Annotated in this window: 17 protein-coding genes; 9 read left to right on the forward strand and 8 right to left on the reverse strand. The window is 71.5% G+C overall.

The window, feature by feature from the left end; all coding sequences use genetic code 11:
• Positions 1-95 precede the first annotated feature (95 nt).
• The 3 genes from AC07CM_RS05375 (at position 96) to AC07CM_RS05385 (ending at position 4,356) form a co-directional block, all read left to right on the forward strand.
• Entirely contained in the window at positions 96-395 is a 300-nt protein-coding gene (locus AC07CM_RS05375) for a hypothetical protein (protein ID WP_478875011.1), read from the forward strand.
• A 60-nt stretch (positions 396-455) separates the two neighbouring features.
• Positions 456-1,151: a nucleotidyl transferase AbiEii/AbiGii toxin family protein gene (locus AC07CM_RS05380; RefSeq protein WP_478875012.1), complete on the forward strand. Its 696-nt coding sequence runs from the start codon at positions 456-458 to the stop codon at positions 1,149-1,151.
• A gap of 88 nt (positions 1,152-1,239) precedes the next feature.
• Positions 1,240-4,356, forward strand: a complete 3,117-nt coding sequence (locus AC07CM_RS05385; protein WP_478875013.1) for an FG-GAP repeat domain-containing protein — start codon at positions 1,240-1,242, stop codon at positions 4,354-4,356.
• 77 nt (positions 4,357-4,433) lie between these two features.
• Here the strand turns inward: AC07CM_RS05385 and AC07CM_RS05390 are convergent, their stop codons facing one another.
• Positions 4,434-5,306: an intradiol ring-cleavage dioxygenase gene (locus AC07CM_RS05390; RefSeq protein ID WP_478875014.1), complete on the reverse strand. Its 873-nt coding sequence runs from the start codon at positions 5,304-5,306 to the stop codon at positions 4,434-4,436.
• Positions 5,307-5,413: 107 nt separating this feature from the next.
• Positions 5,414-7,177 (reverse strand): aspartate--tRNA ligase, encoded by a 1,764-nt coding sequence (aspS, locus tag AC07CM_RS05395; protein ID WP_478875015.1) that lies wholly within the window; start codon positions 7,175-7,177, stop codon positions 5,414-5,416.
• Positions 7,178-7,416: 239 nt separating this feature from the next.
• On the opposite strand from aspS, the gene AC07CM_RS05400 reads away from it, so the two are divergent.
• On the forward strand, positions 7,417-9,564 hold the full coding sequence (locus tag AC07CM_RS05400) for an ATP-binding SpoIIE family protein phosphatase (protein ID WP_478875016.1): 2,148 nt from the start codon (positions 7,417-7,419) through the stop codon (positions 9,562-9,564).
• Here the strand turns inward: AC07CM_RS05400 and AC07CM_RS05405 are convergent.
• From AC07CM_RS05405 to AC07CM_RS05415, 3 genes are all read right to left on the reverse strand, one after another.
• Positions 9,537-10,580, reverse strand: a complete 1,044-nt coding sequence (locus AC07CM_RS05405; RefSeq protein ID WP_478875017.1) for an AI-2E family transporter — start codon at positions 10,578-10,580, stop codon at positions 9,537-9,539. The two genes, AC07CM_RS05400 and AC07CM_RS05405, sit on opposite strands and share 28 nt — an antisense overlap.
• A gap of 127 nt (positions 10,581-10,707) precedes the next feature.
• Positions 10,708-11,685 carry a pirin family protein gene (locus AC07CM_RS05410; RefSeq protein ID WP_478875018.1) on the reverse strand — a complete coding sequence of 326 codons (978 nt, stop codon included), beginning with the start codon at positions 11,683-11,685 and terminating at the stop codon, positions 10,708-10,710.
• 114 nt (positions 11,686-11,799) lie between these two features.
• A complete protein-coding gene (locus AC07CM_RS05415) occupies positions 11,800-12,264 on the reverse strand; it encodes an SseB family protein (protein WP_478875019.1) in 465 nt (154 codons plus the stop codon).
• Between the two features lie 143 nt (positions 12,265-12,407).
• Here AC07CM_RS05415 and AC07CM_RS05420 point away from each other — a divergent pair, with 143 nt between their 5' ends.
• From AC07CM_RS05420 to AC07CM_RS05435, 4 genes are all read left to right on the forward strand, one after another.
• Positions 12,408-14,234 (forward strand): acyl-CoA dehydrogenase, encoded by a 1,827-nt coding sequence (locus tag AC07CM_RS05420; RefSeq protein ID WP_478875020.1) that lies wholly within the window; start codon positions 12,408-12,410, stop codon positions 14,232-14,234.
• Between the two features lie 106 nt (positions 14,235-14,340).
• Complete coding sequence (locus tag AC07CM_RS05425; RefSeq protein ID WP_478875021.1) at positions 14,341-15,639, forward strand: M18 family aminopeptidase; 1,299 nt, start codon at positions 14,341-14,343, stop codon at positions 15,637-15,639.
• A gap of 123 nt (positions 15,640-15,762) precedes the next feature.
• The gene (locus AC07CM_RS05430) at positions 15,763-17,397 is read left to right on the forward strand and encodes a hypothetical protein (protein WP_478875022.1); all 1,635 of its coding nucleotides are present in this window, start codon (positions 15,763-15,765) and stop codon (positions 17,395-17,397) included.
• Between the two features lie 94 nt (positions 17,398-17,491).
• Entirely contained in the window at positions 17,492-17,743 is a 252-nt protein-coding gene (locus AC07CM_RS05435) for a DUF6458 family protein (protein WP_478875023.1), read from the forward strand.
• A gap of 24 nt (positions 17,744-17,767) precedes the next feature.
• On the opposite strand, the gene AC07CM_RS05440 is transcribed toward AC07CM_RS05435, so the two are convergent.
• The 3 genes from AC07CM_RS05440 to AC07CM_RS05450 all read right to left on the reverse strand — a co-directional run bounded on the left by AC07CM_RS05440 (position 17,768) and on the right by AC07CM_RS05450 (position 21,026).
• Positions 17,768-19,591 (reverse strand): thioredoxin-like domain-containing protein, encoded by a 1,824-nt coding sequence (locus AC07CM_RS05440; protein ID WP_478875024.1) that lies wholly within the window; start codon positions 19,589-19,591, stop codon positions 17,768-17,770.
• A 47-nt stretch (positions 19,592-19,638) separates the two neighbouring features.
• Positions 19,639-20,499 (reverse strand): calcium-binding protein, encoded by an 861-nt coding sequence (locus tag AC07CM_RS05445; RefSeq protein WP_478875025.1) that lies wholly within the window; start codon positions 20,497-20,499, stop codon positions 19,639-19,641.
• Positions 20,500-20,639: 140 nt separating this feature from the next.
• Positions 20,640-21,026 carry a cupin domain-containing protein gene (locus AC07CM_RS05450; RefSeq protein WP_478875026.1) on the reverse strand — a complete coding sequence of 129 codons (387 nt, stop codon included), beginning with the start codon at positions 21,024-21,026 and terminating at the stop codon, positions 20,640-20,642.
• Between the two features lie 51 nt (positions 21,027-21,077).
• Here AC07CM_RS05450 and AC07CM_RS05455 point away from each other — a divergent pair, with 51 nt between their 5' ends.
• Positions 21,078-22,070, forward strand: coding sequence for a GlxA family transcriptional regulator (locus tag AC07CM_RS05455; protein ID WP_478875027.1), 993 nt, complete (start codon positions 21,078-21,080; stop codon positions 22,068-22,070).
• The last annotated feature ends 26 nt before the right edge of the window (positions 22,071-22,096 follow it).

The following is a 22,096-nucleotide window of genomic DNA, read 5'->3' on the forward strand; positions in this document are numbered from 1 at the left end:
TGGCTCGACAGGGCCCGCACGGTCGATCGGGCGGAGGACCTGTTCACCGAAACCCCGGACCTCTCCGCGGAAACCCACGAAGCGCCGTCGGCCTGATGGGGTTCGTCAACTACTTCCCCGGCCGCGGCCATGTGATGGAGCGGGCCTATCTGGAAGGCAAGGCCAAGGGAGAGGCCCAGGGAGAGGCCAAGGGAGAGGCCAAGGGCGTTCTGGCCGTCCTCGAGGTGCGCGGGATCCCCGTGCCGGACGACGTCCGCGGACGCATCGCCGACTGCACCGACCTCGACCGCGTCAACGACTGGCTCGACAGGGCCCGCACGGTCGATCGGGCGGAGGACCTGTTCACCGAAACCCCGGACCTCTCCGCGGAAACCCACGAAGCGCCGTCGGCCTGAGTGGACACGGGGGCGGCGCATGCGTCCGCCCCGCCCCCGTTCTGGCAAAGTACCGATGTCGTGAGCATCCCCACCCCCCACCACCGCCTCCTCTCGGACGTCGTCACCGTCGGCAGGCCGTACGGGCTTGTGCTCGCCGGTGGATATGCCCTCCAGGCGCACGGGCTGCTCGAGCGGCCGCACGCGAACGTCGACTTCGCCACCGAGAGTCCCGAGACCATGGACCGGATCGCCGGTGCCGTCGGTGCGGCCCTGGAGGCGCGGGGGTGGCAGGTGCGGGCCGGGACCGACACCGCGCGAACGGCGCAGCTGACGGTGACGGACCCACCGACCGGCGAGCCCTGCGCCCTCACCCTGCACAAGGAGGCGTTCTGGCAGCCTCCCGAGCTGACCGGGTACGGTCCCGCCCTCTCCCTCGGGGACGCCGTCGGCACGAAGATCCGTGCGCTCTACGACCGGGGCGCGGCCGTCGACCTGATCGACGCGCGGGCCGCGGCCGCCCGCTTCTCCCTGCCCGAGCTCGAAGAACTGGGCCGCCGGCACGCCCACGACCCCTTCGACCTGCCCACCCTCCAGTCCCGTCTCACGGGCACGGACTTCTACGCCGACATGGAGTTCCTGCGGTACGGGCTGGACGAACCGCACCTCACCGCCCTGCGCGCCTGGGCCCAGCACTGGTCCGACGACATCGCCGAGCGGCTGCTGGAGGACGGCGCCGCCCCGGACGAGGAGCCCGAGCCCGGCACGGACGAGTAACCCCACCCCTTCGCCAAGCCCGGTAAAAGCACTGGTAAAGTCCGCTCACTTGGCGAGGGCGGGGGCCCTCGCGGGGAGGGAACCTCACGTGGGCAGACACGCCCCCGGACGGCGCGGCCTTGCCGCGGCCGTCTCCTCGTTCGCGGTCGCCGTGGCGGCCGCATCCGTCGCCGTCCTGCCGGAGAGCGGCGCCTCGGCCGATCCGGCCGCCCCGGCGGCCGGCACCACCGAGATCACGCTGACCGACCCCAGCTCCAGCCGCCCGCGCACGGACCGGCCGCTGGTCGCCGGCGAGAGCGGATTCCTGCATCGGCAGAGCGGGATCGCCGGACTGCTGTGGACGGACTACGCCGACGGCGCGACCGTGGTCGTGGGCACGGACGGCGGCGCCTACACGCCCGCGGGGGCGTGCGAGAACCTGGGCTCGACGACCTGCCCGGAAGCCTGGTACGGCTCCGACGGCGACCTGGTCGCGCTGCCGGCGGCCGGGTCCGTGGCCCTCTGGGACCCGGCGACCCGGACGACCTCGTCCTTCACCTCCAGCCAGGCGTACCGGGGGCTGGCCGGGCGAACCGTGATCACCGAGCAGGCGCTGCACGACCGCGTGGACGGCGCCTGGCGCTCCCGTGCCATCACGCCGGTCGGCATCCGGGTCAACTCGGGCGCGATCAAGGCCGCCGACGCGCACGGCGCGCTGTTCCAGGTGGGCACGAACCTGTACTACCTCGACGTCGGCACGGCCGTCGCCACCGAGGTGTTCAGTGCCGTGAGCGCCCGTCCGGTCACCGTCATGAGCGACGACCGCGTCGGCTGGTACGACGCCGGCTCCGGCGACCTGCACCTCAAGCCGCGTACCGACCCGGGCGGCATCGAGCAGGTGCTCGACCTGCCCGCGACGGGCGGCTACCTGGAGGGTGCCCCGGTCCTCGTCGGCGACTGGCTGCTGCTGCCGCTGTCCGGCGGCATCGGCAGCGGGACCGGCATCAGTCTGACCGCCGTGTCCCTCGCCGACGGCTCGTCGCACACCCTGCTGGCCAAGGCCGGCGCCTACGCGGTCCACGCCACCGGCGACGGCGCCCTGGTCACCGGCGGCACCACCGCCACCGACTGGTGGACGCGGCGGGTGAGCGTGGCCGCCGACGGCTCCCTGAACCTGACGCAGGTGGCGCAGGTACCCGCGCTGGAGAACGCCAAGACGGGTGTCGCGCTCAGCCGCGGCAGTCTGCGCATCGCCGAGGACGATCCGAGCGGCACCATGGACACCACCTCGGTGCGCACGCTCGCCACGGTCGGCGGCAGGCTGACCGCCTCCGAGCCGCAGGCCGGCGACAAGATCAGTCCGGTGTGCCCCTACGCGGGCGCCGACTGCTCGGCGCTGTGGGGCAACAGCGGCGACGGCCCGCGCGACGCCTTCCTCACCACGTTCTACGACGGTGACGACGGCGGCACCGGCCTGGGCGACGCGGACCGGCTGGTCGCGATGAACGACGGCTCCTCCGACCACACCCTGGAGTTCCGCACCGAGGGCGGCTCGATCGTCGACGTCTCCGACGACTACGCGGTCTACAACTCCGGCGGCGCAGCCCCGGCGCAGTACGTCGGTGAGTTCGGACAGGGACAGAAGCTGAAGCGGTCCGTGCGCGCCGCCGCGCTGAACGGTTCGACGCTGTGGAGCGCCACCACCACCGGCAAGCTCACCTCGTACAGCCTGGCCGAGAACCGCACTCTGGCCACGGTCACCGTGCCCGGTCTCGGCTGTGTGCCGAGCGAACTGCAGGCGGCGGGCCGCTGGGTGTACTGGACGTGCGGCGACGGTTCGGCCGGCGTGTACGACACCAAGGCGGGCACGTCCCGCGCGGTGACCGGCGGTGACGTGCTGCTCGGCGACGGCTTCACGGTCCGTCACGACCACGCCGCCGGCACCCTGGTGCTGACCGAGGCGGCCACCGGCGCCACCCGGGTGATCGCCTCCACCGTCCAGGAGACCGGCCTCGCCGTGGACCGCCGCTTCAAGTGGACCGTGGACGAGTACACGGGTCTGGTCGCCTGGACCGACCTGTACGAGCGGACGCACATCGCCAAGGCCGGCATCACCCCGTCGGCCGTGACGGCCTTCGAGTCCGAGGCGTCGAGCCATGTGGACCCCGGAATGCGTTTCGAGGGCTCGTGGCTGCTGTCCCGCCCGGTCACGTCCTGGTCGGTGACGTTCACCTCCGTCCAGAGCGGCGCGACGGGCAGGGCGACCGACACGATCACCGGAGGCGCGTCCTCGGCATGGGTGACGACGAACTGGTACGGCACCACGGCCACCAACGTCCGCTTCCCCAACGGGGAGTTCACCTGGACCCTCAAGGCCACCGGCACCGGCACCGCCGGCGCGGTCACCGTGGCGACCGGCAAGGGCTTCCTGTCCCGGGGCGCGGCGGTGCGTCACGACTTCATCAGCCTCGACGGCCCGGACGGCCGGGGCGACCTGCTCACGCTCAACTCCTCCGGCCAGCTGACCTTCCAGGCAGGCACCGGCACGGGCAAGTTCGGTGCCAAGACCTCCGGCAGTGGCTGGGCCACGAGCATCAAGGCCGTCCCCTTCGGCGACCTCGGCGGCGACCGCTGCAACGACGTCCTCGTCCGGCTGAGCAGCGGGGCCCTGCGCCTGTACAAGCCGGGCTGCGGCGCCGCGGTCACCCCGAAGACGTCGTACACGACCCTCGCGAGCAGCGGCTGGACCCAGTACGACGTGCTGACCTCGCCCGGTGACGTCACCGGCGACGGCCGCCCCGACCTGGTCACCCGCGCCTCCTCCACCGGCACCGTCCACCTCCACAAGGGCACGAGCGACGGCAAACTGGGGGCCCGCGTGAAGCTGTACGACAGCTGGACGGGCTACAAGAAGATCATCGGCGCGGGTGACCTGAACGGCGACGGCATCGGTGATCTGCTCGCCCAGGACAAGGCCAACACCCTCTACCGGTACGACGGCAGGGGCAACGGCACCTTCGCGGCCCGAGTGAAGGTGTTCGGCGACTGGGGCGCCTCGTACAACGCGGTCGTCGGCGTCGGCGACCTCACCGACGACGGCAGGGCCGACCTGGTCTCGCGTGACACCAGCGGCAACGTCTACCGCAACAGCGGCGACGGCAAGGGCTCCTTCGGCGCCCGCACGAAGATCGCGACGGGCTGGGGCGGCTACAAGTCCCTGTCCTGAGCCCTGGACGGACAAGGCAACGGGGTGCGGTTCCCACCGGGACCGCACCCCGTTGCCGTCTTCGCACCGCCGGACGGTCAGCCGCCGTCGTGCGTCGCGTCCGGGGCCACGCCCAGCGTCAGACGGGCACGGACGCCCCTGGCGATGCGCTTCCTGTCGTACCTCAGGTACAGCAGGCCGCCCTCGTGGCCGTTGCCCGGGTAGATCGTGTCCTCGTCGAGCGTGGTGCGGGCCGTGGCGTTGGCCGAGTACGGCTCCACCTCCCCGGTCAGCAGCACCGCCTTCTCGTCGAAGAACAGCTGGCCGGTGTGGCAGGTGTGCCCGCCCTCGTAACCGGCGTCGGTCCACGTCCCGTCCACGTGCACCTTGATGTGGATGTGCACGCAGCGGCCCTGGTACCAGCCGGGGAAGACCGTCCGGAAGGTGACGTACCCGTGCTTGTCGGTGCGCCAGGTGCCGCGCAGATAGCGGCTGTCGTCGGTGGGCTCCTGATGGCCGCCACCGCCCCCGGGGCCGCCGGAGGGCGGTGCGGCGGTGGGGGTGCCCGTCGGGGTGTCCGTCGGAGCCGGGCCGCCGCCTCCGCCGCCGCTGCCCGACGCCTCGTACCCGGAGTAGACGCCGACGGCGTTGCAGTGCCAGATGTCGACCGCCGCGTTCTTCAGCGGCCGGCAGGTCTCGGCGTCGATGACCTTGAGGGTGAGCGTCAGCGGAACGCCGTCCTGGTCCTCGGTGACGTCCTGCCGGAGCTTGTCGGCGTCGATGTAGTACGGGCCCTCGACCAGTTCCGAGGTGAGCGTGTAGCAGGTGTCCGTGGTGGAGTCGTCGTCGGCGGACGCGTCGACGGCCAGGGCACCGCCCAGCCCGACGGCGACGGCGGTGACGGCGCCCGCCGCGAGCACCGTACGACGGGTCAGGTCCCGGTCTCCTGCGTTTCCAGGGGTGTCAGTCATGGCCCGGGACGGTAGGGACGGAAGCTGTCACCGGGCCCGGAGACGGCTGTGCGCGCCGATCGTCAAGAGCGAGTCAGGACAGATCGGCGCGCACGCACGACCCGGTACTACTTCGGCTGCGGCTTCCTGATGTTCAGGTGCAGCTCGCGCAGCCGGGTCTCGTCCAGTTCGGTGGGCGCGCCCATCATCAGGTCCTGGGCGTTGCCGTTGAGCGGGAAGGCGATCGTCTCGCGGATGTTGGGCTCGTCGGCGAGGAGCATGACGATGCGGTCCACGCCCGGGGCGATGCCGCCGTGCGGCGGGGCGCCGAAGCGGAACGCGCGGAGCATGCCCGCGAACTTCTCCTCAACGGTGTCCCGGTCGTAGCCCGCGATCTCGAAGGCCTTGAGCATGATCTCGGGCTCGTGGTTCCGGATCGCACCGGAGGACAGCTCGACACCGTTGCAGACGATGTCGTACTGCCAGCCGAGGATGTCCAGCGGGTCCTGGGTCTCCAGGGCCTCCAGGCCGCCCTGCGGCATCGAGAAGGGGTTGTGGGAGAAGTCGATCCCGCCGGTCTCCTCGTCCTTCTCGTACATCGGGAAGTCGACGATCCAGCAGAAGCGGAAGACGCCCTCCTCGAAGTGGCCGGCCCGCTTGGCGGCCTCCACCCGGACCGCGCCCATGATCTTCGAGACCTCGTCGTACTCGCCCGCGCCGAAGAAGACGGCGTGGGCCGGGGCCAGGGAGAGACGCTTGGTCAGCTCGGCGACGTTCGCCTCGGTCAGGAACTTCGCGATCGGGCCGGTGAGCGAGCCGTCCTCGCCCACGCGCACCCAGGCCAGGCCCTTGGCGCCCTGCTCGACGGCGTACTCACCGAGCTGGTCGAAGAACTTGCGGGGCTGCGCGGAGACGTCCGGCACCGGCAGCGCGCGCACGTGCTTGCCGGCGAACGCCTTGAACTCCGAGCCCTCGAAGACGTCGGTGATGTCCACCAGTTCCAGCTTGGCGCGCAGGTCCGGCTTGTCGGAGCCGTACTTCGCCATCGCCTCGCGGAACGGGATGCGCGGGAAGGGGGAGGTGACGTGCCGGCCGCCTCCGAACTCCTCGAACAGCTCGGTCATGAGCTTCTCGACCGGCTGGAAGACGTCCTCCTGCTCGACGAAGGACATCTCGATGTCGAGCTGGTAGAACTCGCCCGGCGAGCGGTCGGCACGGGCGTCCTCGTCGCGGAAGCAGGGCGCGATCTGGAAGTAGCGGTCGAAGCCGGAGATCATCAGCAGCTGCTTGAACTGCTGCGGGGCCTGCGGCAGCGCGTAGAACTTGCCCGGGTGCACACGGGAGGGGACCACGTAGTCGCGGGCGCCCTCGGGGGAGGTGGCGGACAGGATCGGCGTCGCCATCTCGTTGAAGTCCATCGCCGCCATCTTCTGGCGCATGGCCGAGATGACCGCCGTGCGCAGCATGATGTTGCGGTGCATGCGCTCGCGGCGCAGGTCCAGGAAGCGGTACTCCAGGCGCCGCTCCTCGTTGACCCCGTCCTCGGTGTTGATCGTGAAGGGCAGCGGGGCGGCCTCGCCGAGCAGCTCGACCTCGGCGACCTCGACCTCGATCTCACCGGTGGGCAGGTCGGGGTTCACGTTCTCGGTTCCACGTGAAACAACCCGGCCGTCGACGCGGACCGTGGACTCCTTGGAGATCCTGTCCAGGGCCTCGTACGCGGGCGTGCCGGGACGGGCCACCAGCTGCGTGATGCCGTAGTGGTCGCGCAGATCGATGAAGAGGATGCCGCCCAGGTCGCGCCGATTGTGCAGCCAGCCGCTCAGCCGGACGTCGGTGCCGACGTCAGAGGCGCGGAGCTGGCCGCAGGTGTGGGACCTGTACCGATGCATCGTCGTTCATCGTCCTTCGTGGTGGGGTGATGAGTGCCGGGGCTGCCGCCTCGGCGCGAGCCGGGCACGGGGCCCGGACCCATCAAGGGTACCGGGCACCCATAGATCGGCTCCCCACCATTTCCCCCGCACGCCCGGCAGCGGCGCCCGGATCTCGGCGGGACCTCCAACGGCGACCCCCCGCTCGTCAGACCTTCTTACAGTGGTACCTATCCAGCTGATCTTCCTAAAGTGGGGCAATGCGCACTGGCGAGCCCCTGCCGTCCGTAGGTGACGTCCTCGCCGCCGTCGCGACCGGGCTGTGGCACTGGGACACGGCCGCAGGGCTCGTCACGGTGGACGCGGAGGCGGCGCGGCTGCTCGGATTGCCCGGGCGGCCGACCACCCTCACGGAGGCCCAGACCCGGGCCCGGCTGCACCCGGTCGACTGGAACGAGATCACCGGGGTGGTCCGGCTCGCGGTCGCCGAGGGCACCCTGGCCGAGGTGCGCGTCCGGATCATGGACGAGCAGGGGCGGGTCGTACGGGTCGTACGCAGCCGTTCGAAGCCGTCCTTCGATCCCGAGCGGCGGGCGTACGAGCTGATCGGCACCCTGCAGGAGGTCACCGAGCCGACTCCGGGCACGGCGGCGGCCCGCAGCGCGGTCACCGGGGACTGGCGGCGCTCCCGTGAGGCGTTCCTGCTGGACGCGGGCCGGGCGCTGGCGGAGGCGCGGTCGACGGAGGAGGTGCTCCGGGTCGCGGCCGGGCTGTCCATGCCGGGGTTCTCCCCGGACGGGCTCGCGGTGTTCGGGGTGGAGGGCGACCGGCTGACGGTCATCGGCCATCACGGGCACCGGCCCGGCGACGACGGACCCTTCTCCCACATGCCGCTGGCCACGGACTACCCGGCCGCCGAGATCGTGCGCACCGGCCGGGCCGTCTACCTCTCCTCCCCCGAGGAGTACAAGGCGCGCTACCCGGTCACCTGGCCGCTGGCCCGGCGCTTCGGCCGCCGGTCCTGGGCGTTCCTGCCGCTGACGGTGGCCGGGCGCACCATGGGCGCCTGGATGGCGGCATTCACCCATCCGGTGGCCTTCACGCCCGACGAGCGTGCCGTCCTGACCACGGTCGCCCGGATGCTCGCCCAGGCCCTGTCCCGGGCCGGTGCCGCCGACTCCCGGCGGGAGCTGACGGAGGGGCTGCAGCGCTCCGTACTGCCGTCGCCGGGCCCGGAGATCCCGGGCATGAGCGTGGCCGCCCGCTACATCCCGACCGGCGGCGGACCGCAGGTCGGCGGGGACTGGTACGACATGATCCCGCTTTCCGGCGGCACGTCCCGGAAGAAGCCCGGCGAAGGCCGGTTCGCGCTGGTCATCGGGGACGTCCAGGGACACGACGGGCGGGCCGCCGGCCTGATGGGCCAGCTCCGCACCGCGCTCAGGGCGTACGCCGCCGAGGGTCACCGCCCGGACGCGGTGCTCTCCCGCGCCTCCCGCTTCCTGCACGGCATCACGCACGACGAGCACCTGACCGACCTGCGCTTCGCGACCTGTCTGTACGGGGAGGCCGACCCGGCGACCGGGATGCTGGAGATCGCCCGCGCCGGGCATCCCGACCCGGCGGTCCGGATGGCCGACGGCACGGTGATGATGCGGCCGACCGCGGGCGGGCTGCCGCTGGGCGTGGACCCGGACGCCGACTATCCGACGACCCGGTTCACGCTGGAGCCCGGCGAGACCATGATGCTCTGCACCGACGGGCTGATCGAGACCGGCGGGCACGACCTGGACAGCGGCTGGCGGCGCGTCCGGGGGATCCTGGAGGACCACCGGGGAGATGTGGAGTCGCTGGCCGACGCGCTGGTGCAGGGCGTGCACGGCCCGTCCTCGCACCACACCGCCGGCCCGCTGGCCGACCGCCGTGAGGACGACATAGCGGTGCTGCTGCTGGGCCGGCCCGGGGACGGCTGTGGCTGCGGGGACACGGTGGTCCTGCGGCCAGCGGCGCGGCGCACGGTGCTGTCGGTGGGGCAGGACGAGCCCGGGCGGATCGCGGAGGCCCGTCAGCACCTGCGCGAGCTGCTGCACGACTGGGCGTCCGCGGACCAGGTGGACTCCGCGGTGCTGCTGGTCTCCGAGATGGTCACCAACGTCCTCGTCCACACAGACGCCGACGCGCTGCTGCTCGCGGAGGTCGCCGGGGAGCCGGGCGGGCGGCGGCTGCGGGTGGAGGTCGCGGACTGTGGCGACGACCTCCCGCACCGGCGCAGGCCGGGGGAGCTGGCCTCCTCGGGGCGCGGCCTGATGCTGATCGAGGTGCTCGCGGACGCGTGGGGGGTGGACCCGCGCGGCGAGGGCAAGAGCATCTGGTTCGATCTCTACGAGTCCGACGGTTCCGCCGCGTAACGCGTCCGGAGTTCGTGTACGACCCCGAAGGCGGCCGCGGTGAGCGGGACCGAGAGCAGCATGCCGAGGATGCCCGCGACGGAGGCCCCGGCGGTGATCGCCAGCATCACCACCGCCGGATGCATCTGCACGGTCCGGCTCTGGATGGCCGGCTGCAGCACATGGCCCTCCAGCACCTGCACGGCGACCACGACCCCGAGCGCCCACAGCGCGATGACGAAGCCGCGGTCGGCGAGGGCGACCAGGACGGCCACCGCGCCGGAGATGAAGGCGCCGAGGTAGGGGATGTAGGCGCCGACGAAGACGAGCGCGCCGAGGCCGACCGCGCCGGGCACCCGCAGGACGAGCAGGCCGACGGTGATGCAGAAGGCGTCGATGAGGGCGATGACGGTGGTCCCGCGCATGAACCCCTCCACCGCCTCGAAGGCGCGCCGGGCGATGGCCTCCGCGGTGTCGGCGGTGCCACCGGGCGCGACGGCCCTGAGGATCCCCACGGCCCGGTGGGAGTCGCGCAGGAAGAAGAAGACGAGCAGCAGGGCGAGCACCGCCATGGCGAGGCTCTCCCCCACCACGCTGACCCCGCTGATGACGTTGGAGGCCGCGGTCCCGCCGAACTTGCCGAGCAGCTCGCGGGAGTTGGCGGCGATGTCGTCGAGGCCGGTGCCGGCGGCCCCGAAGTGCCGGGAGACGGACCTGGCGGCGGCCCGCAGGGAGAGGATGATCTGGTCGCCGGTGTCGACGAGCGCGGCGACGACGATGTACACGGCACCGCCGACGACGGCGACGACGGCGACGCAGGTCAGCCCGGCCGCGAGCGACCGCTGCACCCCCGAGGCCACCATCCGCCGGTACAGCGGCCCCAGCAGCGCCGTCCCCAGCAGGGCGAGCAGCACCGGAACGACGGCCGTACGGAACTCGGCACACAGCTGTACCCCGACCCATCCGACCCCGGCGACGAGCAGCAGCACGACACACCAGGCGGCCAGACGCCGGACGGGCTCGGGGAGCAACTGCACACCCCCAGCGGATCACGCCCCGGGCCGGACTGTCCTGCGCGGCCAGCCCGGCCGGGTGACGGCGGAGCCGTGCGGCACGGAGCCCCGCCCGGCGTACCGGACGGGGCTCTCTCCTGGAGACGGGGGGTCAGCCCTGCGGGCCCGTCTCCGTCATGCCGTGGACGGCCGGGACCGTGCCCAGGCGGCCCTTCTGGAAGTCCTCGAAGGCCTGCATCAGCTCGTCCTTGGTGTTCATGACGAACGGGCCGTAGTGGGCCATGGGCTCCCGGATCGGCTGTCCGCCGAGGAGGACGACCTCGAGGTCCGGGGTGTGCGAGTCCTGCTTCTCGTCCGCGCGGACGGTCAGCGAGGAGCCGGCGCCGAAGACGGCGGTCTGGCCGAGATGGATCGGCCGGCGCTCGGCCCCGACGCTGCCGCGGCCCGCGAGGACGTAGGCGAGACCGTTGAAGTCCGCGCGCCAGGGCAGGGTGAGCTCGGCGCCCGGGGCGAGGGTCGCGTGGACCATCGTGATCGGCGTGTGCGTGATGCCGGGGCCCTTGTGGCCATCGAGCTCGCCGGCGATGACGCGCAGCAGGGCGCCGCCGTCGGGGGTCGTCAGCAGCTGGACGTTGCCGCCGCGGATGTCCTGGTAGCGCGGGGCCATCATCTTGTCCTTGGCGGGGAGGTTCACCCACAGCTGCAGGCCGTGGAAGAGGCCGCCGGACACGACGAGGGACTCCGGCGGGGCCTCGATGTGCAGCAGGCCCGAACCGGCGGTCATCCACTGGGTGTCGCCGTTGGTGATGGTGCCGCCACCGCCGTTGGAGTCCTGGTGGTCGAAGACACCGTCGATGATGTAGGTGACGGTCTCGAAGCCGCGGTGCGGGTGCCAGGGGGTGCCCTTGGGCTCGCCCGGCGCGTACTCCACCTCGCCCATCTGGTCCATCATGATGAACGGGTCGAGATGGCGGTAGTTGATCCCCGCGAACGCCCGGCGCACCGGGAAGCCCTCGCCCTCGAAACCGCTCGGAGCGGTCGTGACGGCGAGCACGGGACGTGCCACGGCGTCGGCGGGAGCGGTCACGCGGGGCAGCGTCAACGGGTTCTCGACGGTCACTGCAGGCATGGTCGGTACCTCCTTGTGCGCCCAGTTTAGTTGAGCGTTGAACTTTCTGCCACCCCACAACAGCGAGAGCCCGGAGGGCATTCCCTCCGGGCTCTCGCCGAGCTGGGCCGCTGGTCAGCCATACATTCTGCGCATCGCGAAGTCGACCATCTGCTCGACCGCCTTCGCGTCGAACACCATCCGGTGCTCGCCCTCCATGTCCAGGACGAAGCCGTAGCCGGTCGGCAGCAGGTCGATCACCTCGGCGCCGGTGATCACGAAGTACTTGGACTCCTTGCCCGCGTAGCGGCGCAGCTCCTTGAGCGAGGTGAACATCGGGATCACCGGCTGCTGGGTGTTGTGCAGGGCGAGGAAGCCCGGGGTGTCACCGCGCGGGCAGTACACCTTGGACGTGGCGAAGATCTGCTGGAAGTCCTCGGCCGCCATCTGCCCGGTGGTGAAGGCGCGCACCGCGTCCGCGAGCGAGGGCGGCGACGGCTCGGGGTACAGCGGCGGCTGCTGTCCGTAGCCACCGGCCATCGGCTGCTGGGGTGCGGCGTACTGCTGCTGAGCGCCGACGTTCTGGTCGTAGCCGTACATGCGCAGAAGAGTACTCAGTCACAGATGACCGGAACGGGCTTGCGTCTTATTACTGACGGGTAGCATCATCGGAGCTACTTGTTGGTACCTGAACCAGATGCGAGGAGCCAGTGCCTCGCCGAGTCCGATACGGAGCCGTCACCATGGGGCACTACAAGTCCAATCTCCGCGACATCGAGTTCAACCTCTTCGAAGTACTCGGCCGCGACAAGCTCTACGGCACCGGTCCCTTCGAGGAGATGGACACGGAGACCGCCAAGAGCGTTCTCGAGGAGCTGACCCGCCTCGCGGAGAACGAGCTGGCGGAGTCCTTCGCGGACGCCGACCGCAACCCGCCGGTCTTCGACCCCGAGACGAACACCGCCCCCGTCCCGGCGTCCTTCAAGAAGAGCTACAAGGCCTTCATGGACTCCGAGTACTGGCGCCTCGGCCTGCCCGAGGGCATCGGCGGCACGACGGCTCCCCCGTCCCTGATCTGGTCGTACGCGGAGCTGATCCTCGGCTCGAACCCGGCCGTGTGGATGTACTCCTCCGGCCCGGCGTTCGCCGGCATCCTCTACGACGAGGGCAACGACGTCCAGAAGAAGATCGCCCAGATAGCCGTCGAGCGGACCTGGGGCTCCACCATGGTGCTCACCGAGCCCGACGCGGGCTCGGACGTCGGCGCCGGCCGCACCAAGGCCGTCCAGCAGGAGGACGGCTCCTGGCACATCGAGGGCGTGAAGCGCTTCATCACCTCCGGTGAGCACGACATGGAGGAGAACATCCTCCACTACGTGCTGGCGCGTCCCGAGGGCGCCGGCCCCGGCACCAAGGGCCTGTCCCTCTTCCTCGTCCCGAAGTACCTCTTCGACTTCGAGACCGGCGAGCTGGGCGAGCGCAACGGCGTCTACGCCACCAACGTCGAGCACAAGATGGGCCTCAAGGCCTCCAACACCTGCGAGATGACCTTCGGCGACCGCCACCCGGCCAAGGGCTGGCTGATCGGCGACAAGCACGACGGCATCCGCCAGATGTTCCGCATCATCGAGTTCGCCCGCATGATGGTCGGCACGAAGGCCATCTCGACCCTGTCGACGGGCTACCTCAACGCCCTCGAGTACGCCAAGGAGCGCGTCCAGGGTCCCGACCTCGCGCAGTTCATGGACAAGGCCGCGCCCAAGGTCACCATCACCCACCACCCCGACGTGCGCCGCTCGCTGATCACGCAGAAGGCGTACGCGGAGGGCATGCGCGCCCTCGTCCTCTACACCGCCTCCGTCCAGGACGCGATCGCGGTCAAGGAGGCCAACGGCGAGGACGCCAAGTCCGAGCACGCGCTCAACGACCTGCTCCTGCCGATCGTCAAGGGCTACGGCTCCGAGAAGGGCTACGAGCAGCTCGCCCAGTCGCTGCAGACCTTCGGCGGCTCCGGCTTCCTGCAGGAGTACCCGATCGAGCAGTACATCCGCGACGCCAAGATCGACACTCTGTACGAGGGCACCACGGCGATCCAGGGCCAGGACTACTTCTTCCGGAAGATCGTCCGCAACCAGGGCGCCGCGCTGAACTCCCTCGCCGAGGACATCAAGAAGTTCCTGGCGCTGGGCACCGGCGGCGAGGAGCTGTCGGGCGCCCGCGAGCACCTCGCGAAGGCCGCCGTGGAGCTGGAGGCGATCGTCGGCCTGATGCTGACCGACCTCGCGGCCACCGAGCAGGACGTGAAGAACATCTACAAGGTGGGCCTGAACACCACCCGCCTGCTGCTGGCCTCCGGTGACGTGATCGTCGGCTACCTGCTGCTCAAGGGCGCCGCCATCGCCGCCGAGAAGCTGCAGACGGCCTCCGCCAAGGACAAGGCCTTCTACACGGGCAAGATCGCGGCGGCGAAGTTCTTCGCGGCCAACGTCCTGCCGGGCGTCACGCTGGCCCGCAAGATCTCGGAGAACGTCGAGCTGGACCTGATGGAGCTGGACGAGGCCGCGTTCTAAAGGGTTCCGGATCCACCTCCAGGACCGGTTCCGCACCCACTGATCGCCGACGTGGGCCCGCTCCCGTACCGGGGGCGGGCCCACGCACGTCGTTAAGGTAAGCCCCATGAGCGCACCAGCCCGCTTCGACCGCGGCCACACCGACGACCTGATGTCCTTCCTGGCGGCGAGCCCGTCGCCGTACCACGCCGTGGCGAACACCGCCGAGCGGCTGGAGAAGGCGGGCTTCAGGCAGGTCGCCGAGACGGACGCCTGGGACGGGTCGAGCGGCGGCAGGTACGTGCTGCGCGGCGGGGCGATCGTCGCCTGGTACGTCCCCGAGGGCGCCGCCCCCCACACCCCCTTCCACATCGTCGGCGCGCACACCGACTCGCCCAACCTGCGCGTCAAGCCGCGGCCCGACAGCGGGGCCCACGGCTGGCGGCAGGTCGCCGTCGAGATCTACGGCGGCCCGCTGCTGAACTCCTGGCTCGACCGCGACCTGGGCCTGGCCGGCCGGCTGACCCTGCGCGACGGCTCCACGGTCCTGGTCGACGTGGACCGGCCGCTGCTGCGCGTGCCCCAGCTCGCCATCCACCTGGACCGCACCGTGACCTCGGACGGGCTCAAGCTCGACAAGCAGCGCCATCTGCAGCCGGTGTGGGGCCTCGGCGACGACCTGCGCGACGGCGACCTGATCGCCTTCCTGGAGGCGGAGGCGGGCCTGACGGCGGGCTCGGTGACCGGCTGGGACCTGATGACGCACCCGGTGGAGCGGCCCGCGTACCTCGGCCGGGACCGTGAGCTGGTCGCCGGGCCCCGGATGGACAACCTGCTGTCGGTGCACGCCGGCGCGGCCGCCCTGGCCGCCGCCGCGACCTCCGGCGCCGGGCTCACCCACATCCCCGTGCTGGCCGCCTTCGACCACGAGGAGAACGGCTCGCAGTCGGACACCGGTGCGGACGGACCGCTGCTCGGCACGGTGCTGGAGCGCTCGGTGTTCGCGCGCGGAGGCTCCTACGAGGACCGGGCCCGCTCCTTCGCCGGCACGGTCTGCCTGTCCTCCGACACGGGCCACGCCGTCCACCCCAACTACGCGGAACGGCACGACCCGACGCACCACCCGCGGGTCAACGGCGGCCCGATCCTCAAGGTCAACGTCAACAACCGCTATGCCACGGACGGTTCGGGCCGGGCGGTGTTCGCCGCCGCCTGCGAGAAGGCGGGCGTGCCGGTGCAGACGTTCGTCTCCAACAACTCCATGCCCTGCGGCACCACCATCGGCCCGATCACCGCGGCCCGGCACGGCATTCGCACCGTCGACATCGGCGTGGCGATCCTGTCGATGCACAGCGCCCGTGAACTGTGCGGCGCGGACGACCCGTTCCTGCTGGCGAACGCGCTGACGGCGTTCCTGGAGAGCTGAGTCCCACCGCTCGCCCCCCTGCGAAACCGTTATTTTTGAACCTGTTCAAACATGGTTGCCGCAGCGTACGATGCGCTTCGCTCTTCAACGATCTGCGTATCCGGTCTCGTGGGGGGACTACACGTGCGAAAGAGATCCCTGGCGCTCGCCTGCGCCTCCGTCGCCGCCGGCCTGCTGCTCGGCCCGGTGCCGGCCGCGCACGCTGCGGTCGCGCCCGTGCTGTACGGCGTCGGCAGCGGTGACCACCCGGGCGAGGGCCTGGTCCGGGTGTCCGCCTCGTCCGACACCGATATCACCTCGATCACCGCCCACCTGTACGCGCCGGGCTCCGCCGCCGACGCCCCGGAGGTCACCGAGGTCAGCGACTTCACCCCGGACTCCAGCACCGGCTTCTCGCACATGTGGCGGACCACCACCCCGCTGCGCCTGGCCGACCTCGGCACCTACCGCGTCGTCGTCGACCTGACCGACGCTGACGGGGACACCACCTCGGCCCAGGGCACCTACCAGTACGAGCTCGAAGCGAACCTGACGGATCTGCAGGCCACGCCGCAGAACCCGGACTACGAGCACCAGGACGTCACCGTCACCGGCGGCTTCACTGTCACCGACCCGCGCACCGGGGAGACGACGCCCGCGGCGGGCGCGGAGGTGGACCTGGAGATCTTCAATGGGGACGACGGGACGACCACGACCGGCACCGACGGCCGCTTCACCTTCACGTACCCCGTGACCGACGCGTCCAGCGCCGACGTCAACGCCTGGCTGCGGCTGGACGATCCCTTCTACCAGTCCCGGGCCAACGAGAGCGTCGGGGTCAGGGCCGTGCAGTCGGACACGCGCGTGACGCTCGACGCAGCCGAACTGAACGTCAAGGCCGGGCAGGCCGCGAAGGTCTCCGGGACCGCCGAGGTGTACGTCGGCGGGGCGTGGAAGCCGCTGGCCGGAGCCACGGTGGACGAGATCTGGTCCGACGAGTTCGGCGGCGTGGCCTCGCGGCCCGTCACGGGCGCCGACGGCCGCTTCACGGGACAGCTGACGCTGCCGAAGACCGGCACGGTCGAAGTGCAGGTGCGCAGCGGGACCTTCCTGAAGTTCAGCGAGCTGCAGAGGGTCAAGGTCTACGTCGCACAGAAGACGTCCCTGACCAACTTCACCGCGACCCTCGACAAGTACTCCGTGCTGACCGCCAAGGGCCTGCTGAACACCGGCAAGAGCCGGCCGACGGAAGCCGTGTACAAGGTCGAGCTGCAGTACTCGGCCGACGGGAAGACCGGCTGGAAGACCATGAAGACGGTCACCCCGGGCAGCTTCGAGCCGGGAACCGGCGCCACCTTCAAGGGCACCTTCGACGCGCCCTACAAGGGCTACTACCGGGCGCACTTCAAGGGCAGCCGCGACTTCCAGGAGTCGTACGGCTCCGTCGTGCAGGCCGCCCGCACGCCGACCCGGATCACCGACGGCAACGCCTCGCCCGAGCCGGTCCGCAAGGGCCGCACGATCACGTACCGGGGCAAGCTGCAGCACTACACCTCGGGCGCCTGGAAGGCCTACGGCGGCCAGAAGGTGAAGATCCTGTTCAGGCCCAAGGGCTCCAGTACCTGGTACGACATGGGCAACGCCACCACCCGCTCGGACGGCACGTTCAGCAAGGGCTCCACGGCCTCCAAGGACGGCACGTGGGTCGCGGTGCTCCTGTACCCGAACAGCACCCACCTGGTCGGCTCCGGACGCGAGGACTACGTCGACGTGACCTGAGCGCCCGTCAGGGCCGCCCCGAGCATGTCCGGGGCGGCACCGGGTACCCGGACGGCACCGGAGATTCCGGAACCGGAAGAGGAGGCGACGACTTATGGGCCTCGGCGGGTGCATCATCCTCATCGCCGTGGGAGCCATCCTCACGTTCGCGACGGACTGGCACATGCAGGGGGTCAACCTCGACCTCGTCGGCATCATCCTGATGGCCGTCGGGCTCATCGGAATCGCCACGTTCAGCGGCATCGCACGGCGACGGCGGGTCGTGGTCCCGCCGACGCCCGTGGTCGAGGAGGAACCCCACCACCATCACCGCGGCGACGGCTACACCGACGGGTACGGCGTGTGAGGTTCGCCGGCTCCCGGGCGTCGGCTACCGCTCGTCCATCCCGGCCAGGACGAGCGGCAGCCGGTCGGCGCCGCCCTCGGTGAGGCGGACCGGGACGCCCCAGTCCTGCTGGTGGACGTGGCAGGCGGGGTATTCGTCGGCAGGGTCGTCGTCACAGCTCGCCGCCATCGCTGAGACGTGCAGGACGCCCTCCGTGAGGGCCGGGTTCAGCTCCAGCTCGCGCGAGAGGTCCGTGTCCGCTCCGTCGCCCTTGAGCAGCAGCTCGGGCGGGGTCGAGGAGACCAGCAGACGGGTCGAGGGGCCGTAGCGCACGTCCAGCTTCTGCCCCGCCGGGGCCTGGAAGACCACGTCCAGCCGCAGGCGGCCGGGGGAGACCTCGGTCGCCGCGCGCCGGGTGCGGTGCGCCACCGCCGCCACGCGGACCGCCTCCTCGGGCAGCCGCAGCCGGGTGAGCCGGTGCCGTGCCGACTCCACCACCACGATGTCGTCGCCGACGAGGACGGCGTCGCTGGGCTCGCGCAGATCGGTGGCGAGGGTGCTGACCTCGCCGGTGGCGGGGTCGTAGCGGCGCAGGGCGTGGTTGTAGGTGTCGGCGACCGCCACCGAGCCGTCCGGGAGGGCGGTGACGCCCAGCGGATGCTGGAACAGCGCCTGTTCGGCGGCCCCGTCCCGGTGCCCGAAGTCGAACAGGCCGGTGCCGACGGCGGTGTGGACGTGTCCGTCCGGGTCCACCCAGCGCAGGGCCGAGGTCTCGGAGTCGGCGACCCAGAGCCGGTCGGCGGTGGCCGCGAGGCCGGAGGGCTGCGCGAACCAGGCCTCGGCAGCGGGTCCGTCGACCAGTCCCTCGTTGGTGGTGCCCGCCGCCACGGCGACGGTCCGCGCAGTGGGGTCGTACGTCCACAGCTGGTGGACGCCCGCCATGGCGATCCACACCTTGCCGCCGAAGACGGCCACGTCCCAGGGGGAGGAGAGGTCGACCTCGCGGGCCGGACCGGAGGTCGGCGACCCCTGCCACCACTGCCGGCCGGTGCCGGCCAGGGTGGTCACCCCACCGGTGGCCAGGTCCAGGCGGCGCAGGGCGTGGTTGACGGTGTCGGCGACGACCACCGCGGTGCCGTCGCCGACGAGCGCGAGCCCCTGCGGCTCGCTGAAGCAGGCCTCCTCGGGGCCGCCGTCCGCGAACCCGCGGGTGCCGCTGCCGATCCGCCGTACGACCGTCTCGGCGTCCCCGGCCAGTTCCACCAGTTGGTGCCGGGTGGTGTCGCTGACCAGGAAGGTCCCGGACGGCAGGAGCAGCGCCTTGCCCGGGAAGCGGAGCGTCGTCGGCTCCGGCTCCGGCGGCACGTACGGACCGTCGCCCCGGCGCAATGTGCCCTTCGCCCCGTGCTCGGCCTCCAGCTCCTCGACCAGCCGCTCGATGGCGTGCGCATGGCCCTCGCCGGCGTGCTGGGCGACCACGTACCCCTCGGGGTCGATGACGACGAGGGTCGGCCAGGCCCGGACCGCGTACTGCTTCCAGGTGGCCAGCTCGGGGTCGTCCAGCACCGGGTGCTCCACGCCGTACCGCTCCACCGCGTCCACGACCGCCCGGTGCTCGGCCTCGTGCACGAACTTCGGCGAATGCACACCGATGACCACCACCGTGTCCCGGTGCTTCTCCTCCAACTCACGCAGCTCGTCGAGGACGTGCAGGCAGTTCACACAACAAAATGTCCAGAAATCCAGCAGGACGATGCGTCCGCGCAGGTCGGCCAGGGTGTACTGCTTGTCTCCCGTGTTCAGCCAGCCGCCCTTGCCGATCAGCTCGGGGGCGCGGACGCGGACGCGTCGGGGTGCGGAGTCGGTCATGGCTCCAAGGGTGCCACCGTGCACCGACAACGGGTGCGGCGGCCGTCTCAGCCCTGGCGGACCACGTCCGTGCCGGGGCCGCCGGACAGCGTGTCCCGGCCCGGACCGCCGTACAGCCGGTCGTTACCGCTGTTGCCGTACAGCCGGTCGTCGCCACTGTCGCCGTACAGCACGTCGTCGCCCCTGCCGCCGTACAGCGTGTCGGCGCCGGCCCCGCCGTGGATCGTGTCGTCGCCGTCGTCGCCGGACAGGTCCTGGCCCCTGCCGCCGCCGCGCAGCACGTCGTCGCCCTTGCCGCCCTTCGCGATGACCAGGTCTCCGTCCGCGTGGATGGTGTCATTGCCGTCGTCGCCGAAGGCCAGCCCGGTCTCGCCCACCGTCAGCGTGTCGTTGCCCGGGCCGCCCGAGACGTCGTTGCCGTCGAGGCGTCCGGTGTCGGTGAGCCGGTCGTTGCCGGCGCCCAGGGAGATCCGGGCGAAGTAGTAGACCTGGTCGGTGGCGTTGTCGTAGGCGACCGTGTCGTTGCGGTCGCCGAGGTCCATCGTCAGGGCCGGGTACGGGTCCTGGCTCTCCTCGGTGGTGACCGTGCAGGAGACCTCGGTGGCGTCCGCCCTGTCGGGGTGGACGCACCCGTGGCCCGCACTGATCGGGACGACGTCGTCGATCAGGTAGGTGATGCCCGCGCCGCCGCCGGTCAGCGACGCGGTGACGGTGGCCTTGTTGGTCTGGCCGGCGGCGGCCCGGTAGGCGAGCTGCCAGCCGTACTGGTTGACCTCGGCGGTGGCCGGCCGCGTCGCGGCACCGGCGGTGCCGGCCACGGTGAGCGGTACGGCCAGGGCGGCGCCCAGGGCCAGGGCGGCCACCGGGACGGCGCGAGCCGCACGGCGGCGGGCGGGACGAGAGGACATGGGGAACCTCCACGAGGAACGTATCGATCGCTTCCGTCGCGTTCGACTCGGGATCGTCACCCGGGGTTGGTCAACCACCCCGAGAACACCGGAAGTTCACCGCCGGGCCACCCCCTGTCCCGGTGGAGTCCCGGGCCCGGTCAGGTGAGGGCGTGACCGGTCGTCGCGTCCACGTGCTCGGGTACCTCCTCGTGCCGGTCGCCGACGGTGGGGGTTCCGGTGGGCTCGAGGAGCAGGATCTCGGTGGGCACGCGCGCGTACGGCTTGTGCTCGGTGCCGCGCGGGACGGTGAACACCGACCCCCTGGGGAGGACGACGGTGCGCTCACCGGCCGGCTCCCGCAGGGCGATGCTCAGTTCGCCCGCGAGGACCAGGAAGAACTCGTCCGTGTCGTCGTGCACGTGCCACAGGTGCTCGCCCTCGACCTTCGCCACGCGGACGTCGTAGTCGTTGACGGTCGCGACGATGCGGGGGCTCCACCGCTCGGTGAAGGAGGCGAGGGCCGCCTCCAGGGAGATCGGTTCCATGCGTCCATCGTCGGGGGTGCCGGAGCGGCCGACGAGTGCTAGAAATCGCATATGCCGCAAGGATCCTCTCACCGTGTCGTGCTGGTGGTCGACGAGAACTCCAACCCCTTCGAGATGAGCTGCGCCATCGAGATCTTCGGGCTGCGACGGCCCGAACTGGGACGGGACCTGTACGAGTTCCGGCTGTGCGCGGCGGAGCCCGAGACCCGGATGCGGGACGGTTTCTTCACGCTCACCGGGGTCGCCGGGCTGGAGGCCGCCGAGCAGGCCGACACGCTGATCGTGCCGAACCGGCCCGACACGGAGGTCCCCCGCTCCGCGCGTGTCCTGGACGTCGTACGCCGGGCACACGCGCGTGGCGCCCGGCTGGTCGGCTTCTGCTCGGGCGCGTTCACCCTCGCGGAGGCGGGGCTGCTGGAGGGGCGCCGGGCGGCCTGCCACTGGATGTGGGCGGAGGCCTTCCGGGTCCGTTTCCCCCGAGTGCTCCTGGAGCCGGACGTGCTCTTCGTGGACGACGGCGACATCCTCACCGCCTCGGGCAGCGCCTCCGCGCTCGACCTGGGCCTGCACATCGTGCGCCGCGACCATGGCGCGGAGATCGCCAACCACGTCTCCCGGCGGCTGGTCTTCGCCGCCCACCGGGACGGCGGGCAGCGGCAGTTCGTGGAGCGGCCGGTGCCGTACGTGCCCGACGAGTCGCTGGGCCCGCTGCTGGCCTGGGCGCAGGAGCGGCTCGGCGAGCCGCTGACGGTGGCGGACCTGGCCGCCCGCGCGGCCGTCTCCCCGGCCACGCTCCACCGCCGCTTCCGCAGCCAGCTGGGCACGACCCCGCTGGCCTGGCTCACCGGGGAGCGGGTGGCGCTGGCGTGCCGGCTGATCGAGCGGGGCGAGGAGCGCCTGGACGTCGTCGCGGCCCGCAGCGGCCTGGGCACCGCGGCCAACCTCCGGGCACGGCTGCGCCGCGAGACGGGGCTGAGCCCGTCGGGGTACCGGAGGGCTTTCGGGCGACCGCCGAAGCGTCCGCCCCTCCTTACGGCTCCGTGAGGATCACTCCGTGTCGGGGAACGGTA

Source organism: Streptomyces sp. NPDC044061 (genome assembly GCF_056434305.1).

Coding starts and splice junctions, on each gene's coding strand:
- AC07CM_RS05375 (WP_478875011.1), top strand. CDS start 96: ATGGGGTTCGTCAACTACTTCCCCGGCCGCGGCCATGTGATGGAGCGG.
- AC07CM_RS05390 (WP_478875014.1), bottom strand. CDS start 5,306: ATGACTGACACCCCTGGAAACGCAGGAGACCGGGACCTGACCCGTCGT.
- aspS (WP_478875015.1), bottom strand. CDS start 7,177: ATGCATCGGTACAGGTCCCACACCTGCGGCCAGCTCCGCGCCTCTGAC.
- AC07CM_RS05400 (WP_478875016.1), top strand. CDS start 7,417: ATGCGCACTGGCGAGCCCCTGCCGTCCGTAGGTGACGTCCTCGCCGCC.
- AC07CM_RS05410 (WP_478875018.1), bottom strand. CDS start 11,685: ATGCCTGCAGTGACCGTCGAGAACCCGTTGACGCTGCCCCGCGTGACC.
- AC07CM_RS05415 (WP_478875019.1), bottom strand. CDS start 12,264: ATGTACGGCTACGACCAGAACGTCGGCGCTCAGCAGCAGTACGCCGCA.
- AC07CM_RS05420 (WP_478875020.1), top strand. CDS start 12,408: ATGGGGCACTACAAGTCCAATCTCCGCGACATCGAGTTCAACCTCTTC.
- AC07CM_RS05425 (WP_478875021.1), top strand. CDS start 14,341: ATGAGCGCACCAGCCCGCTTCGACCGCGGCCACACCGACGACCTGATG.
- AC07CM_RS05435 (WP_478875023.1), top strand. CDS start 17,492: ATGGGCCTCGGCGGGTGCATCATCCTCATCGCCGTGGGAGCCATCCTC.
- AC07CM_RS05440 (WP_478875024.1), bottom strand. CDS start 19,591: ATGACCGACTCCGCACCCCGACGCGTCCGCGTCCGCGCCCCCGAGCTG.
- AC07CM_RS05445 (WP_478875025.1), bottom strand. CDS start 20,499: ATGTCCTCTCGTCCCGCCCGCCGCCGTGCGGCTCGCGCCGTCCCGGTG.
- AC07CM_RS05450 (WP_478875026.1), bottom strand. CDS start 21,026: ATGGAACCGATCTCCCTGGAGGCGGCCCTCGCCTCCTTCACCGAGCGG.
- AC07CM_RS05455 (WP_478875027.1), top strand. CDS start 21,078: ATGCCGCAAGGATCCTCTCACCGTGTCGTGCTGGTGGTCGACGAGAAC.